The organism is Micromonospora polyrhachis (assembly GCF_014203835.1).
In the GTDB taxonomy this organism is placed as follows: Bacteria; Actinomycetota; Actinomycetes; order Mycobacteriales; family Micromonosporaceae; genus Micromonospora_H; species Micromonospora_H polyrhachis.
In genome coordinates this window covers 5,485,899-5,500,522 of the sequence record NZ_JACHJW010000001.1, presented here as the reverse complement: position 1 = coordinate 5,500,522, position 14,624 = coordinate 5,485,899, and the positions used below count along the sequence as shown (strand labels likewise).

Here is a 14,624-nt window from a genome sequence, read left to right as displayed (position 1 = left end):
ACCCGATTACCGTGCCACCAGGAGGACACAGGTGAGCATCGCCGAAATCGGTGCCGCGCTGCAGGCGGTAGTAGACGCTGTCACAGAACAGCGAAAGGGTCTGGTCCACGTTGCCGATAGCCTCCAGCAAGCCCGCGACCGGTTTCACGCCATCACCGCCACCTCAGGGCATCATCTCGTCGGCGAGACGCTACGCCAACAGACACAGGCAATAGACCGGCTACGAGAGGCAGAGACGCTGCTCAGCGCCGTACCGGCAGCGCTCGCCGAGTTCGCGACAGCGATCGGAGCAACCGTACGACTGGTAGGACAACACCGGCCGACGGTGCCGAGCAGCTATGGCGACAGCCCGACGCCCGTTGCGGTCACCTCCGAACCGCCCGTTCCGGCAGCGGTAGTCCGTCTTGCCGGTTGGCTGACACCTTGGCGCGAGGGGGAAAACGTCAGGGGTTACGCCTTCGACAGCGACCGCCGGCACCTGAACAACGAGCTCTTTTCCAGTGGCCGACTGAAGGCCGCCGCCCACGGTCTGCGCCCGGTACGCGGCGGTGGTCATCCCGTCACGGTCACCGACCATGTTGAGGGTCATGTCGCCGCGCGCCTACGGGCAGAAAACGGTCCCCGAGATGTCACTCTGGTGATCAACAAGCGCCGTGTGACGACCGGCCGTTCGGCTGTGACCAGCTCCTACCGCACGTCATCCCGTCAGGTGCACGTCTTACCGTGTACGTGGTGGACGCCAGTGGACTTCGGCTACACCGCATCTATGAGGGCACCGGGAAGGGAATCGCATCGTGACCTTACAGATGATCTGGACCGGCAACCGCCGAACGGTGTCGACTCCCAACGAGGTCGAGGCGGCTCTTGACGAGATCCTTGCCCAAGCAGCGGTCAGCGTGCTGCCACTCGCTGTCACGGTCATCCCGCCCAGCGGGTCAGACCACTCCCCGTTCGATGAGGATTTCCCTGACTGCCTCGAAGTCGGCCTCGGCCACCCGGACCGAGCCTTCGTCAGGTGGATCGGTGCAGGTGGCGGCTACGGGTACGAACCTGCCCTCACCGCCGGCCCGGCGGATGTCCGATTCGACTACGGCGGGCAGCCCATACACCCCGATCCCCACGAGCTTCGGGTAAGCCCATCCGTCGCCCGACGCGCCGTACACGAATTTGCCGCAACCGGTAAGCGCCCCAACCTCTTACAGTGGCTCCGGGAGGGTGACGACAACCGCTGACACCGCATGGGAGTTCGTCCATATCTTCAAATATTTGCCCTGTCGTTAAGGCCGCAGACCGGTGATGCCGTGTCGGGGGTCTGGGTGGCGGCCAGCACGGCAGCTGGGCTGATCAGTCATCTACCACTTGTTGAGCTACGCCTTCGACATCGAGAACGTAAGAATTTCAGCGGGTTGTCGCTGGATTCGTCAGGATCGCGCTGGCGATGACGTCGAAGAGGTGATCGGCACGGGGTGCGAGCGCGGGTTGGTCACCAACCCACGCGAGCGCTCCGGCCAGCGCGTACAGGTCGGTGCCGTCGATGTCGGCCCGCGCCGCGCCTTCGGTCTGAGCGCGGGTGAGGAGCCGGGCGCCCGCAGCTCTCATCGCCACACACGAGGCGTGCAGCGCGGATTCCGGGTCCGAGATGGCGGCCACCATCGAGGCTATGACGCCCCGATAGTTTTCTGCGGACGCGACGAAATCGCGTAGCCACGACACGAGGGAATCCCCGGCCGAGCCCGACGTCTCGAGTTCGGCTGCCTTTGCTGCCAGCTCGTCGAAGCTCGTCCGAAGCAGGGCCTCAAGCAGGGCTTCCCGGGTGGGGAAGTGGCGGTACAGCGTACCCAGCCCGACGCCAGCCCTGCGGGCGATGTCGCGCAGCGACGCGTCGGCACCTTCCTCGGTCACGACAGCGCGCGCCACCGCGAGTAGCTGGTCGTAGTTCTTCCTGGCGTCAGCTCGCATACACCCCACCTTGACAACCGGAGCACTGCTCCATACATTCGGAGCACCGCCCCGCTTAGGGCATTCTATCCATGCTGAATCGAGGAAGCGATGCCACCGAACATGATGAAGGCAATCCGGCTGCATGAGCACGGGGGCCCCGAGGTGCTGCGTTACGAGGAGGTCCCGGTTCCCGAGCTGAAGCCGGGTGAGGTGCTCGTCCGCGTACACGCGGTCGGCATCAACCCTCCCGACTGGTACCTGCGCGACGGAATGGCCAACCTGCCTCCGGAGACGAGGCCGAAGTTCGACCTGCCCGTGATTCCCGGGACGGACGTGTCGGGCGTCGTCGAAGCCATCGCCGCAAATGTGGACGGCTTCTCGGTCGGCGACGAGGTATTCGGGCTCCTTCGCTTCCCCAGCTTCGACGCCAGTGCCTATGCCGAGTACGTGGCCGCGCCCGCGTTTGACCTGGCACGCAAGCCGCCCAACATCGATCACGTACATGCCGCAGGAGCGCCCATGGCGGGGCTCACCGCGTGGCAGTTCCTGATCGAGCTCGGACACGATCATCCGTCGCCGTTCCAAGCGGCCCGGCATCACCCGGTCGCCCTCGATGCCGGCAAGACGGTGCTCGTCAATGGCGCCGCCGGCGGCGTGGGGCACTTCGCGGTGCAGTTGGCGAAGTGGAAGGGTGCACGCGTCATCGCGGTGGCATCGGGCACACATGAGTCGTTCCTGCACAAGCTCGGCGTTGACGAATTCCTCGACTACACCAGGAGCCGTCCCGAGGAGACCGTGCGCGACGTCGACCTCGTTGTCGATACGGCCGGCACTCGCGAAAGCAGTCGTTTGCTTCGCACACTCAAGCGTGGCGGCGCGTTGTTCCCGGTGTTCTTAGGTAAGTACGACTCCGAAGAGATCGCAAGGCGGGGTGTCACAGTCTCGGGCACCCAGGTTCGCCCGAACGGTCCGCAGCTTGCCGAACTCGGACAACTGCTCGACGCGAGCACGGTTCGCGTCGCCATCGACAGCACGTTCCCGCTCGCCGAGGCGCGAGCGGCGCACGAACGAGCCGCCCGGGGCCACATCCAGGGCAAGATCGTGCTCACCGTCGCGTAAGGATTGGCTGGCTTGGTCAGGCGCGACGTGGGAACAGCATCCGAGCGTTGCGGTGGCCGATTTCGGCAACGGCCTTGTCCACATCGGGCAGGGTGAGCGTAGCGAACAGACCGAACCTGCTTGTTGGCTCTTGACCCCACCGGCTCCGAACTCGTTCGTAGCCGGTGGGGTCATGTGTGTGGACGTCGATGTGTATCCGGTCAAGTCTGCACCTCGCTCTCGGGCTGGAGCAGCCGGTTGGCGTGGCGGATGACGTTGTCCAGGTATCGGCGCGTGGCGGCGGGGTCGGTCGCCGCCGTGGGGTCGATGAGCATGCGGTACATGGCCGCGCCCACGACCATGTCGACGACAGCGGCGATATCGGTGTCCTCGGCTAGCTTTCCTTCCTTCTTGGCGTGCTCAAGCGCGGTAAGGATGAGCTGGCGCCGGGGCTGGATGTACTGCTCGCGGTAGGTGGCAAGCAGAGCGGGGTGGCTGACGCTGGAGCCGATGAGTTGGGCGAGTGCGGCCCGGAATCGCGGGTCGCCGAGGGTGCCCGTCCAGGAGTACATCAGCCGCTGATCGGGCTGCTGCGCTGATGTGTCCGTCGATGCCCAGATCTCTGCTTCCGGGACGAGGGTACGGGCTTGCTCGATGGCCTGGGTCAGCAGTTCCTCTTTCGAGGACCAGCGTCGGTAGATCGTCACCTTGGCCACTCCGGCACGTTTGGCGATCTGCTCGAAGTTTGCGCCCTCGACCCCGCGTTCCACGAACAACTCCAGCGCGGTCTTCATGATCAGCTCGTCGGCGTGGGGGTCGCGGGGCCTGCCCCGGGAACGGCTGGTCATCGGAACTCCACCCGTCCCGCTTGGGCGAGGTGTGGAGTGTGTCCGGGGCGTAGTCGCCAGTCGGAGGTGAGGACGGTGTTCATGTGCTGGCGGAGCCTCCTGAAACCCGCTGCGTCCGGTCGCCCGTGTGAGAACGCGGAGTCGACCAGTTCGAGCTGGTAGGGCGTGTTGTCGTGGGCGAACATCGGCACGGTGTTGGGTGCTTCGGTGAGTAGTTCCTGGATACGTCGGGCCGCGTCGATCTGGTGGACGGTATCCGTACCGCCGATTGTCATCTGCCGGACTTGGTCAACTGCAAAGTGGGGAAGTGTGTAGAGGGTGTCGCCCATGAACAGCGCGTTGCCGTCGTCCATGTGCAGCAGCACGCACATGTGTCCTGGTGAGTGTCCGGGGGTCGGCAGCAGAATCAGACTGCCGTCGCCGAAGTAGTCCTGGCTATCGGGAAAGGCATGGAACGCGCCCGAGTCGAATCTCGGGAAGGCAAGGTTGTCCTTGACCAGGTCGAAGGAGTACGGATACACCACGCCGTGCTCCCAGTCGCGCCGGTCCATCACGACCGTGGCCTGGGAAAGGTGGCGCAGGCCGCCGGCATGGTCGTCGTGAACGTGGGTGAGGAACACGGTCGTGACGTCCGTGACGTCGTACCCCAGCCGAGCCACACGGACCCGCAGGTCCTGTTCGGAGGTCATGCGGTACTCGTCACGGTCGCTCAGCAGACGCGACACCATGGCGTTGTGGTTGTAGTACCCGTCGTGGTCGTGTGCCTGTTCCCAGTTGATCCCGGCGTCGATCATCATCAGCCCGTGTCGGGGGTGATCGACGAGATAGGCGTAGACCGGCACCGTGATCAGCGTCTTGTCGAGCAAAGTCCGCAGGTAACCGTTCACCCCGTCCCAGCCGTCGAATCCGCCGTAGAACTGTCCGAAGGTGACCACGGTGTCGCCGGTGTGCAGCGGGAAGACGCGTACTGCGCCGTCGGTGATGCGTTGCCGCCGACCGGGAGCGTGGATCGCCTCCTGCCGTATCTTCTCCGCCTGCGTCAGCTGGTCCTGGCGATGCCGCTCGACCCTGCCGACCGACAGCCCGCTCAGGGTACCCAGCGCGACACCGACGCCACCCAGCACGAGCGCTCGCCGGGAGCGACTGGCGGCCGGTTTCGCCGTACCCCGGCGTCCGCGTAAGCCGGTAACCAGCGCTGCGGCTAGGGCGGCTGCGGCGGCTAGACCGAGGAGTACGGGGACATCCGCGATGTAGAAGACGACGGCGAAGTACAGCCCGAGCGTGCCCAGACCCGCCGGCACGCCGATGAACTTCCCCACCTGAGTACGCCCGAACCGCCGTCCGTACACGCCGGGCCAGATCAGCCCGATCACCAGGCCGAGCAACAGCAGGCCGTAGACCACGAGTACGGGCACCGCCACGTCCTTCAGTCTGAGGATGATGAGCCAGGCCGCCGCCACCACCAGGCTCAGGACGAGCAACAGGACCTTCCCCAGGACCCTGCTCAGGGTCTTCGCCATCGGTGGCCCACCACCTTTCGGATATGCAACCGTAGGCGTTTGCATATTAGGCCACGACGGCAAACGAACGATCACAGCCATCGAAGTGGAGAACGGTGCACCGATGGCTTGCATCGCCACCAGCCGGCTTGCATCATGCAAGCATGATCGATAACCGAAAGGCTCATGCCGCGTAAGCGCCCCGCTCAGCTACGACGGCTGTCCGCCCGGCTCCCCGTGATGGACCATCCACTCCCGAAGATCCCCCACCTCTCCCGATCGACCGTACGCCGACTGGCACTGATTGAGCACTCCCAGGGCTGGCAGCCCGATACGCTCGCCAGGCTGCTGCACGCATGGAGCCAGATCACGCGAGAGCCCGACTATCCCCTGTGCCCGCCGATCCCCGTTTGCAGCTGCTACGGCTGCGATCCGGTCAGCGCACGCTTCGACCTTGCCTTACGACTGGCCGAGTTACCGCATCGCGACCAGCTGATATTGCTGGCGGCCCTCCGGCGCACCGACCGCTGGTACGCCTCCCGCACGCTGCCCGATCCGCACAGCACCTCGCATCACTGGTTCGATAGACGGCTGATGGAACAGAACGGCTGGGGGCGGTTGAACGCCCGCCTGTGCTGACCCGTCAGCGATGCTGGCGAAGTGACCACCATCCGCACCGTCATCCTTGTCGGGTTGTTCTCGGCCAAGGTTCGCGACTACCAAAACCAACTCGACACTCTGGACGCCGAGGTCACCGCACTTGGCGGCCGAGTCCTGGCCCGCTTCGTCCAGCGCCGAGGCGTCTCTGCCGGCGGGGTACGGCTGCTGGCCTCACCGCTGTCCCGACGATTTCTCATCGGTCGCGGAAAGCTGGAGCAGGTCGCCGCAGCAGGTAAGTCCTTTGACGTTGACGCAGTCGTGTTCGTCAACGAGCTGACCACGTACCAGCGCAGATGGCTGTCGGCCCGGTTCGGACGCCTGGTTCTCACCCTGGCCGACGTGGCTCGATCAACCTCGGCCCTGACCGTACCGACCCAACCCCGACGCCTCACCCCCGACAGAACGGCAAAGCCAAACCGCCACCGCCGCTAGTGTCCTGCGCCAGAAATTCGCCTTATAAGTGGGTGTAGGCTACGAGGATGCCAAGAACCGGGCGTCCGACCCCACCGTTGACGCTGACGGACGAAGAGCGGGCGACGTTGACGCGCTGGTCACGGCGGGCGAAGTCGTCGCAGGTTCTGGCGATGCGGTCACGGATCATCCTGGCGTGTGCCGAGGGCGCCTCGAACGTCGACGTGGCGACGGAGCTGGGTGTCCATCTGTCCACTGTGGGTAAGTGGCGGCGGCGGTTCCTGAAGCTGCGGCTCGACGGCCTTATCGACGAGCAACGGCCGGGCCGTCCGCCGTCGATCAGCCTGGACCAGGTGGAACAGGTGGTGGTCGCGACTCTGGAGCAGGTACCACGCAACGCCACGCACTGGTCCCGCACGTCAATGGCCGAGCGATCCGGGCTGTCGAAGTCCACCATCGGGCGAATCTGGCGGGACTTCGGCCTCAAGCCACACCGGGCGGACACGTTCAAACTGTCCACCGATCCGCAGTTCATGGAGAAGGTCGTTGACGTGGTCGGCCTGTACCACAACCCGCCGGAACGGGCCGTGGTGCTGTGCGTCGACGAGAAATCCCAGATCCAGGCCTTGGACCGCTCCCAGCCGGTACTGCCGATGATGCCCGGCATGCCGGAACGCCGCACCCACGACTACGTCCGTAACGGCATCACCAGCCTGTTCGCCGCGTTCAACGTCGCCGACGGCACCGTGATCGGCCAACTCCACCGCCAGCACCGCGCCACCGAGTTCCAGAAGTTCCTGACCGCGATCGACAAGACCGTGCCCGCCGACCTCGACATCCACCTGATCTGCGACAACTACGGCACCCACAAGACCCCGGCCATCCGGGCCTGGCTCGCCAGACACCCCCGCTTCCACATGCACTTCACCCCGACCGGCTCGTCCTGGCTCAACCAGGTCGAACGCTGGTTCGGCTACCTCACCGAACAAAAGATCCGTCGTGGCGCGCACAAGAGCGTCCGGTCCCTTGAGGCGGACATCCGGGCGTGGATCACCGACTGGAACAGCAATCCACGTCCCTTCATCTGGACCAAGACCGCCGAAGAGATCCTCGAATCACTCGCACGATTTTGTAGGCGAATTTCTGGCGCAGGACACTAGTGCCGTGACCACGAACGTTCGCGGTGTTGGGTGACACGCCGTCCGGCCTGTCGGCTGGGCGGCGTCGTGGCGGTCAGGCTGTGGCGGTGGCAGATCCTGTACGTGTGCGGCGGCTGAGTGACCAGGAGGGTCAGCAGCTGCTCAGAATTACTCGCCGGGGAACCGGTTCAGCGATCCGACTACGGCGGGCGATGGTCGTGCTCGCCTCGGCCGGCGGGAACACGGTGCCGGCGATCGCCCGCCTCGTCCAAGCCGACGAGGACACGATCCGGCAGGTCATCCACCGGTTCAACGAGATGGGGATGGCCAGCCTGGACCCTCAGTGGGCGGGTGGCCGTCCCCGCCAGATCAGTCCTGACGATCAAGCGTTCATCGTCGAGACGGCCAACACCCGCCCCGAGAAACTGGGGAAACCGTTCACCCGCTGGAGTGTGCGTAAGCTCGCCGACTACCTGGGCTCGCATACTGCCCGCCCGATCCGTATCGGGCGGGAGCGGCTGCGGCAGATCCTGCACCAGCAGAAGATCACCTTCCAGCGGACAAAAACGTGGAAGGAGTCCACCGACCCTGACCGGGACACCAAACTCGCCCGGATCGAGTACGTGAGCAGCCACTTCCCGCAGCGGGTGTTCGCGTTCGACGAGTTCGGTCCCCTCACGATCCGCCCGCAGGCCGGCGCCGGGTGGGCACCGGCCCGACACCCACACCGGCTGCCCGCGAACTATCACAAACTGCACGGCGTCCGGCAGTTCCACGGCTGCTACAGCATCGGTGACGACCAACTCTGGGGCGTCGTCCGATGCCGCAAGAGTGCCGTGAACACCCTCGCCGCACTCAAGTCGATCCGCGCCGCCCGTCCGGACGGGGCACCGATCTACGTGATCCTGGACAACCTGTCCGCACACAAAGGCCTCAAAATTCGCAGGTGGGCAGCCCGGAACAAGGTCGAGTTGTGCTTCACCCCGACCTACGCCTCCTGGGCCAACCCGATCGAGGCCCAGTTCGGGCCGCTACGCACCTTCGTCATCGCCGGCTCGAACCACCCCAACCACACCGTCCTCACACGCCGGCTGCAGACCTACCTGCGCTGGCGCAACGCCAACGCCCGCCATCCCGACGTCCTGGCAGCCCAACGCCGCGAACGCGCCCGCATTCGCAGCGAACGACAACGACAATGGGGCCAACCCGCCACCCGCGCAGCCTGACCCCGACACTCTGAACGTTCGTGGTCACGGCACTAGTGTCCTGCGCCAGAAATTCGCCTACAAAATCGTGCGAGTGATTCGAGGATCTCTTCGGCGGTCTTGGTCCAGATGAAGGGACGTGGATTGCTGTTCCAGTCGGTGATCCACGCCCGGATGTCCGCCTCAAGGGACCGGACGCTCTTGTGCGCGCCACGACGGATCTTTTGTTCGGTGAGGTAGCCGAACCAGCGTTCGACCTGGTTGAGCCAGGACGAGCCGGTCGGGGTGAAGTGCATGTGGAAGCGGGGGTGTCTGGCGAGCCAGGCCCGGATGGCCGGGGTCTTGTGGGTGCCGTAGTTGTCGCAGATCAGGTGGATGTCGAGGTCGGCGGGCACGGTCTTGTCGATCGCGGTCAGGAACTTCTGGAACTCGGTGGCGCGGTGCTGGCGGTGGAGTTGGCCGATCACGGTGCCGTCGGCGACGTTGAACGCGGCGAACAGGCTGGTGATGCCGTTACGGACGTAGTCGTGGGTGCGGCGTTCCGGCATGCCGGGCATCATCGGCAGTACCGGCTGGGAGCGGTCCAAGGCCTGGATCTGGGATTTCTCGTCGACGCACAGCACCACGGCCCGTTCCGGCGGGTTGTGGTACAGGCCGACCACGTCAACGACCTTCTCCATGAACTGCGGATCGGTGGACAGTTTGAACGTGTCCGCCCGGTGTGGCTTGAGGCCGAAGTCCCGCCAGATTCGCCCGATGGTGGACTTCGACAGCCCGGATCGCTCGGCCATTGACGTGCGGGACCAGTGCGTGGCGTTGCGTGGTACCTGCTCCAGAGTCGCGACCACCACCTGTTCCACCTGGTCCAGGCTGATCGACGGCGGGCGGCCCGGCCGTTGCTCGTCGATAAGGCCGTCGAGCCGCAGCTTCAGGAACCGCCGCCGCCACTTACCCACAGTGGACAGATGGACACCCAGCTCCGTCGCCACGTCGACGTTCGAGGCGCCCTCGGCACACGCCAGGATGATCCGTGACCGCATCGCCAGAACCTGCGACGACTTCGCCCGCCGTGACCAGCGCGTCAACGTCGCCCGCTCTTCGTCCGTCAGCGTCAACGGTGGGGTCGGACGCCCGGTTCTTGGCATCCTCGTAGCCTACACCCACTTATAAGGCGAATTTCTGGCGCAGGACACTAGAGACAGCGCTCAAACTGTGTGGTGACACGATCGAGGGCTACGCCGATGGTGACCACATCGGGTTATCGAAGGTATCCGATCGGCCTGTTCGCGTTGCCGCACGGTGACCGGGGTGGGCAAGGCTTGACAGATGCTTCCGGGGAAGACTGGCGCTGGGCTGCTGGCGTTGTGGCGTACGGCGACGCACCCGGCTGTCTGGTCGTTGCCAGTAATGGCGCTGCTGGTGTTCATGACCATGCCGTTCAACGACGAGTTCTACAACCTCTGGATCAACTACGACGCGCAGGGCGACGACCAACAGCTCGAGCAGTTCTACACCACGCGGATCTTCCAGCACACCGCTGGCGTCCTGTGCGGACAACTCTTGGCGCTACTGGCCGGCGCAGCCCTCGCCCGCCGGCACACACAGACGAGGGCACTGGCGGTGGCGATCCCGCTCGCCGTACTCATGGCAGGCGTGACCTTTGCGGTCGCGTACCCCCTCGCCCAGGCGCGTGGGAGCACTTACTGGCCCGTTACGTACCCGCCCAGCGCGCCACTCGACGACCCCGTCCTCGTTCAGGTCCTCCTGTGTGAGCTGGCCACCTACCCGCTCTACACCGCTGCTGGCGTCGGTCTCGGCGCGCTACTCGGCAGGCGCCTGGATCGGCGTGCGACGCGCTGGGCGCTCGTAGTCCTTCTCCTGCTGGGCTGGTCGGTCACCAACATCACCGGCTTTCTGCAGGACCACCAGTTCAACGGACTGTACGCGCTGCTGTGGGTGGTCCCACCGATCGCGGCGAGCACGGCAATCACGCTGGCGGGACTGTCGACGGATGTCTGGGCCAACCCGCCCGTGCTGGTCGGCTACTGGGGGTACAGCGCCAGCGCCACCCTCCTGCTGGGTGCTGCGGCGTACGCCCTGGGGTTCAACTGGCTCGCCGCCCGAGCCAGACGTCGGCATCAGCATTCGCCTCAGCCTCAGCCTCAGCTCGATGCCGAAACCGGCACGTCGTAGTGCGGATCTACCCCGTCGCATCGGTGAGTGCCTTGTTGATGTTTCGCTCGGCAAGGTCCAGCATCCATTGCCGATCGGGGAAGTCAGTGTCCGCGATGCGCAGCGGCCCCTCGATCAGGGACAGCACCTGGGCGTACCGGTAGAGCGCCAACCGGTGCGGGTCGAGGTCGACGGGGCGCAACAACGGGTACGCGTCACCGAAGCGCATCTGTAGCCAGGCGTGCTCCCATTCGACGTCGAAGTACGTCAGGCCTTCGACATCGATCATGACAGGTTCACCGGCCGGTGTGACGAGTACGTGATCTGGCCCGAGCTCGCCGTGCACCAGCCCGTACGTCTGACGGTCCGTGATCGCGTCACGGAGGCGACGGACATGTCCGGCTATCCGGTCGTGTGCCGTGGCCAGCCGAGGATCGCGGATGGCCACGGCGTACAGCTGACTGAGCGCCTGGTCGAGAATGATGTCCTCGGCGCGTCGGCTCTGGGACGCTTCGGCGATGGCGGTGGTGGCGGCGAGCCTGCCGCATTTCGAGCTGAACGTGGTGTGCATACGCCGCAGGGCGTCACCAAGCATGGACAGTGGCGTGGCGGCGGCAACCGGATCACGCTCGATCAACGTTTCGAGCTTCACCGCGCCCGCATCCTCAAGTAATGCGATATCGGCGTCGAGGTAGCGGCCATCGCGGTCGAGCATCAGCAGCTGCGGAATCCGTACGTTGACGGCGGCGAGGGCCGCGTGGTTGGTGGCGAACAGTTCCGCGCCCGATGCGTCGGTAAACGGATCGTCCGGGACAGCCGGCAATGGCGGCCAATAGTCTTCGCCGGCCGCCCACACGTAGAGGATCACGCTCGTCTGATCGTCCAGGCTCAGCCGGTATACGCCTTTCTTGGTGCCACCCGTCAGTCGGTCCAGCGCGGCGATCCGGCAACTGACGCCGAACTGATCCGTCACCAGTTCACGTACATCCTCCGGTTGCAGGAACACGCGTTCCATGATCACCTTTCGAAGACAGGAAACAGCAGGTCACGAGCGCTGCTGCGCAGTCGCCCGCTGGTAGGGTCAGCCGAGTGTGGCCCGTTCGGTGACTAACGTGGAAACTCTTCCGGCGCACAGGCCGGACAAGTTTCCACGATCCTTTGCCCGGTCCACCGGGAAGCTGGTCCACCGGGTTGCCCCTGAAAGGCATTGGGCAGAGCAGCATAAGGAGACTGCCATGGCTCGGATAGCGGTCGTGGGTGCCGGGGTGGGTGGGTTGGCCACGGCGGCCCGGTTGGCCGCCACCGGACACGAGGTCACCGTCTACGAGCGCTCGGACACCGTCGGCGGCAAACTCGGCCGCTATTCCCGGGAGACCCCGGACGGGACCTTCCACTTCGACACCGGCCCGAGTCTGCTCACGTTGCCGCAGGTCTTCACCGAACTGTTCGAGGCCACCGGCGCGAAGCTGGACGAGTACGTCGACCTGGTGCCGCTCGACCCGATCGTGCGGCACGTCTTTCCGGACGGCACCCGGCTGGACTCGTGCGCCGAGCCGACAATCTTCGCCGACCGGATCGAAGAGGCGTTCGGCGCACCGGCCGCCACCGACTGGGCGCGGCTGTGGCGGCGAGCCGAGCGGGTCTGGGACGCCTCGTGGCGGGACATTCTGCGCAGCCCGGTCGACTCGCCGCTCTCCCTGGCCCGGCTGGCCTGGCGGCTGGGTGACCTGGCCGCGATCGCCCCGGGCCGGACCCTGCGGGGACTGGGCCGCCACCACCTGCGTGATCCTCGGCTGCGCATGCTGCTGGACCGGTACGCCACCTACACCGGGGCCGATCCGCGCCGAGCCCCGGCCGCGCTGGTCGCCGTGCCGTACGCCGAACTGGCCTTCGGCGGTTGGTATCTGCGCGGCGGCCTGGGCACGCTCGCCGACGCGCTGCTGTCCCGCTGCCTCGACCTGGGCGTGGTGGTGCAGACCGGCACCACGGTCACCCGCATCGAGGCCGCCGGCGGCCGGGTGCAGGGTGTACGACTGGCCGGCGCCACCGCCCCCGCCCGCGCGGACGTGGTGGTGGCGAACGTCGACGCGCTCACCGTCTATCGGGACCTGCTCCCCTCCCCCAGCCGGCTGACCGGGCTGACAGACCGGAGTCTGGCCGGTTTCGTCCTGCTGCTCGGCGTACGGGGATCATCTGGACTGGCCCACCACACCGTGTTCTTCCCCGACGACTACGACGCCGAGTTCGACGCGGTCTTCGGCCACCCGGGGCGGGGTGTCCCGGCCCGGCCGGCGCTGGATCCGACGGTCTTCGTCACCGTGGCCGACGATCCGCAGGTCCGCCCGGACGGGCACGAATCCTGGTTCGTGCTGGTCAACGCCGCCCGCCACGGTCGGAGCATGTCGGGGGTGGACTGGCGGCGGGCGGGGCTCGCCGAGGCGTACGCGGATCGGGTCCTCGATGTGCTCGCCGCGCGCGGGGTCGACGTGCGCGATCGGCTGGTGTTCCGAGAGGTCCGGACCCCGGCGGACCTGGCCTCCGACACCGCCGCCCCGGGTGGCGTGATCTACGGTACGGCCGGCAGTCTGCTCCGTCCGGCCAACCGAGGGCCGGCACACGGGCTCTTCCTGGTGGGTGGTTCCGCGCATCCCGGTGGTGGCCTGCCGATGGTCACCCTGTCGGCGCAGATCGTCGCCGGCCAGATCGGCCCCGCCTGACCGCTGTCCCCGGCTGCCGGTCCTGGTCGAGTCCGCGTGCCGACTCGTCTAGATAGGTCAGGAACCGGGTCAACGCGGGTGGCTTGGCTCGCCCGGCGACGGTGGCGGCGTAGATCTGCCGGACCGACTCGTCCTGCGTATGTAGGCGCAGCAGCGCGATGTCGGTCGGCGTGCCCCGAACGGCCAGCGCCGGGACGAGCGCGACGCCCAGCCCGGCGGCGACACAGCCGAGCTTGCCGGTCCACTCGGCCGCGACGATGTCGATGCGCGGCGGGAAGCCGCTGGGCAGGCTGGCCCGCAGCAGGGTCTCCTCGGCGGTCGACGAGCCGACGATGAACGCGTCGTCGGCGAGTTCGGCGAGCCGTACCGTGCGTCGCCGGGCCAGCCGATGCTCCCGGGAGACGGCGACCAGCAGCCGCTCGTCCAGCAGGTGGTGCAGGTCGAATCGACCCTGGTCGAGCAGGCTCGTCGGGGACGTGCTCACCACGGCAACGTCGGCGTCCCCGGCGACCAGCCGCTCCAGCAGCGCGGGGGTCAGGCCCTCCACCAGGGACAATGCCACTTCCGGGTACGCGGTGCGGAACGCGGCCAGCGCCCGGGGTACGAGGGCGGCGACGGCGGTCGGGAACGCGCCGACGCGCAGCCGTCCGCTGCCGAGGCCGTGCAGTGCGTCGAGGTCCCGCCGGGCGGCGGTGAGCCGGTCGAGGACGGCCTCGGCATGGCCGAGCAGTATTCGCCCCTCCTCGGTAAGCGTCACGCCCCGGGGCAGCCGGTCGAGAACCCGCGCTCCAATCTCCGTCTCCAGCGTTGCGATCTGTCGGGATACGGCCGACTGGGTGTAACGCAGGACGCGGGCGGCGGCCGTGATCGAGCCGTACCGGGCGACGGTCCGGAACACCTCCAGGAGTTGGGTATCCACATAATCATGCTATCG

General features: G+C 66.5%; 15 protein-coding genes. 9 read left to right on the top strand and 6 right to left on the bottom strand.

Going from position 1 to position 14,624, the window contains the following annotated elements; translation table 11 throughout:
- Window positions 1-31 precede the first annotated feature (31 nt).
- Together FHR38_RS32535 and FHR38_RS33640 are read left to right on the top strand one after the other, a co-directional pair.
- On the top strand, window positions 32-868 hold the full coding sequence (locus tag FHR38_RS32535) for a DddA-like double-stranded DNA deaminase toxin (protein ID WP_184536849.1): 837 nt from the start codon (window positions 32-34) through the stop codon (window positions 866-868).
- Window positions 807-1,232 carry an Imm1 family immunity protein gene (locus FHR38_RS33640; RefSeq protein ID WP_376771496.1) on the top strand — a complete coding sequence of 142 codons (426 nt, stop codon included), beginning with the start codon at window positions 807-809 and terminating at the stop codon, window positions 1,230-1,232. The genes FHR38_RS32535 and FHR38_RS33640 overlap by 62 nt, the downstream gene beginning before the upstream one ends.
- A gap of 166 nt (window positions 1,233-1,398) precedes the next feature.
- Here FHR38_RS33640 and FHR38_RS24385 read toward each other — a convergent pair whose 3' ends face one another.
- Window positions 1,399-1,959 (bottom strand): TetR/AcrR family transcriptional regulator, encoded by a 561-nt coding sequence (locus FHR38_RS24385; RefSeq protein ID WP_184536847.1) that lies wholly within the window; start codon window positions 1,957-1,959, stop codon window positions 1,399-1,401.
- 90 nt (window positions 1,960-2,049) lie between these two features.
- Between FHR38_RS24385 and FHR38_RS24380 the strand changes: the two genes are divergently transcribed.
- Window positions 2,050-3,060 carry an NADP-dependent oxidoreductase gene (locus FHR38_RS24380; protein ID WP_184536846.1) on the top strand — a complete coding sequence of 337 codons (1,011 nt, stop codon included), beginning with the start codon at window positions 2,050-2,052 and terminating at the stop codon, window positions 3,058-3,060.
- Window positions 3,061-3,260: 200 nt separating this feature from the next.
- Here FHR38_RS24380 and FHR38_RS24375 read toward each other — a convergent pair whose 3' ends face one another.
- Window positions 3,261-3,887, bottom strand: a complete 627-nt coding sequence (locus FHR38_RS24375; RefSeq protein WP_184536845.1) for a TetR/AcrR family transcriptional regulator — start codon at window positions 3,885-3,887, stop codon at window positions 3,261-3,263.
- The gene (locus FHR38_RS24370) at window positions 3,884-5,407 is read right to left on the bottom strand and encodes an N-acyl homoserine lactonase family protein (protein ID WP_184536844.1); all 1,524 of its coding nucleotides are present in this window, start codon (window positions 5,405-5,407) and stop codon (window positions 3,884-3,886) included. Before FHR38_RS24370 ends, FHR38_RS24375 begins: the two co-directional genes overlap by 4 nt.
- A 219-nt stretch (window positions 5,408-5,626) precedes the next feature.
- Here FHR38_RS24370 and FHR38_RS24365 point away from each other — a divergent pair, with 219 nt between their 5' ends.
- The 4 genes from FHR38_RS24365 (at window position 5,627) to FHR38_RS24350 (ending at window position 8,822) form a co-directional block, all read left to right on the top strand.
- Window positions 5,627-6,025 (top strand): hypothetical protein, encoded by a 399-nt coding sequence (locus tag FHR38_RS24365; RefSeq protein WP_184536843.1) that lies wholly within the window; start codon window positions 5,627-5,629, stop codon window positions 6,023-6,025.
- A gap of 21 nt (window positions 6,026-6,046) precedes the next feature.
- On the top strand, window positions 6,047-6,478 hold the full coding sequence (locus tag FHR38_RS24360; protein WP_221449164.1) for an HflX-like GTP-binding protein: 432 nt from the start codon (window positions 6,047-6,049) through the stop codon (window positions 6,476-6,478).
- A gap of 47 nt (window positions 6,479-6,525) precedes the next feature.
- Window positions 6,526-7,617: an IS630 family transposase gene (locus FHR38_RS24355; RefSeq protein WP_184536062.1), complete on the top strand. Its 1,092-nt coding sequence runs from the start codon at window positions 6,526-6,528 to the stop codon at window positions 7,615-7,617.
- An 86-nt stretch (window positions 7,618-7,703) separates the two neighbouring features.
- Window positions 7,704-8,822: an IS630 family transposase gene (locus FHR38_RS24350; protein WP_312882384.1), complete on the top strand. Its 1,119-nt coding sequence runs from the start codon at window positions 7,704-7,706 to the stop codon at window positions 8,820-8,822.
- A gap of 32 nt (window positions 8,823-8,854) precedes the next feature.
- Here the strand turns inward: FHR38_RS24350 and FHR38_RS24345 are convergent, their stop codons facing one another.
- Window positions 8,855-9,946, bottom strand: a complete 1,092-nt coding sequence (locus tag FHR38_RS24345) for an IS630 family transposase (protein WP_184536062.1) — start codon at window positions 9,944-9,946, stop codon at window positions 8,855-8,857.
- Between the two features lie 181 nt (window positions 9,947-10,127).
- Between FHR38_RS24345 and FHR38_RS24340 the strand changes: the two genes are divergently transcribed.
- The gene (locus FHR38_RS24340) at window positions 10,128-10,994 is read left to right on the top strand and encodes a hypothetical protein (RefSeq protein WP_184536841.1); all 867 of its coding nucleotides are present in this window, start codon (window positions 10,128-10,130) and stop codon (window positions 10,992-10,994) included.
- Window positions 10,995-11,001: 7 nt separating this feature from the next.
- Here the strand turns inward: FHR38_RS24340 and FHR38_RS24335 are convergent, their stop codons facing one another.
- Complete coding sequence (locus FHR38_RS24335; RefSeq protein ID WP_184536840.1) at window positions 11,002-11,988, bottom strand: phosphotransferase family protein; 987 nt, start codon at window positions 11,986-11,988, stop codon at window positions 11,002-11,004.
- A 220-nt stretch (window positions 11,989-12,208) separates the two neighbouring features.
- Here FHR38_RS24335 and FHR38_RS24330 point away from each other — a divergent pair, with 220 nt between their 5' ends.
- Entirely contained in the window at window positions 12,209-13,690 is a 1,482-nt protein-coding gene (locus FHR38_RS24330; protein WP_184536839.1) for a phytoene desaturase family protein, read from the top strand.
- Here FHR38_RS24330 and FHR38_RS24325 read toward each other — a convergent pair.
- Window positions 13,644-14,609, bottom strand: a complete 966-nt coding sequence (locus FHR38_RS24325) for a LysR family transcriptional regulator (RefSeq protein WP_184536838.1) — start codon at window positions 14,607-14,609, stop codon at window positions 13,644-13,646. The two genes, FHR38_RS24330 and FHR38_RS24325, sit on opposite strands and share 47 nt — an antisense overlap.
- Between the last annotated feature and the right edge of the window lie 15 nt (window positions 14,610-14,624).

What these genes read in the sequence shown, in the direction of transcription:
- FHR38_RS24345 (WP_184536062.1), bottom strand. Translation starts at nt 9,946, where the DNA reads ATGCCAAGAACCGGGCGTCCGACCCCACCGTTGACGCTGACGGACGAA.
- FHR38_RS24380 (WP_184536846.1), top strand. Translation starts at nt 2,050, where the DNA reads ATGCCACCGAACATGATGAAGGCAATCCGGCTGCATGAGCACGGGGGC.
- FHR38_RS24335 (WP_184536840.1), bottom strand. Translation starts at nt 11,988, where the DNA reads ATGGAACGCGTGTTCCTGCAACCGGAGGATGTACGTGAACTGGTGACG.
- FHR38_RS24375 (WP_184536845.1), bottom strand. Translation starts at nt 3,887, where the DNA reads ATGACCAGCCGTTCCCGGGGCAGGCCCCGCGACCCCCACGCCGACGAG.
- FHR38_RS24370 (WP_184536844.1), bottom strand. Translation starts at nt 5,407, where the DNA reads ATGGCGAAGACCCTGAGCAGGGTCCTGGGGAAGGTCCTGTTGCTCGTC.
- FHR38_RS33640 (WP_376771496.1), top strand. Translation starts at nt 807, where the DNA reads ATGATCTGGACCGGCAACCGCCGAACGGTGTCGACTCCCAACGAGGTC.
- FHR38_RS24340 (WP_184536841.1), top strand. Translation starts at nt 10,128, where the DNA reads ATGCTTCCGGGGAAGACTGGCGCTGGGCTGCTGGCGTTGTGGCGTACG.
- FHR38_RS24330 (WP_184536839.1), top strand. Translation starts at nt 12,209, where the DNA reads ATGGCTCGGATAGCGGTCGTGGGTGCCGGGGTGGGTGGGTTGGCCACG.
- FHR38_RS24385 (WP_184536847.1), bottom strand. Translation starts at nt 1,959, where the DNA reads ATGCGAGCTGACGCCAGGAAGAACTACGACCAGCTACTCGCGGTGGCG.
- FHR38_RS24355 (WP_184536062.1), top strand. Translation starts at nt 6,526, where the DNA reads ATGCCAAGAACCGGGCGTCCGACCCCACCGTTGACGCTGACGGACGAA.
- FHR38_RS24365 (WP_184536843.1), top strand. Translation starts at nt 5,627, where the DNA reads ATGGACCATCCACTCCCGAAGATCCCCCACCTCTCCCGATCGACCGTA.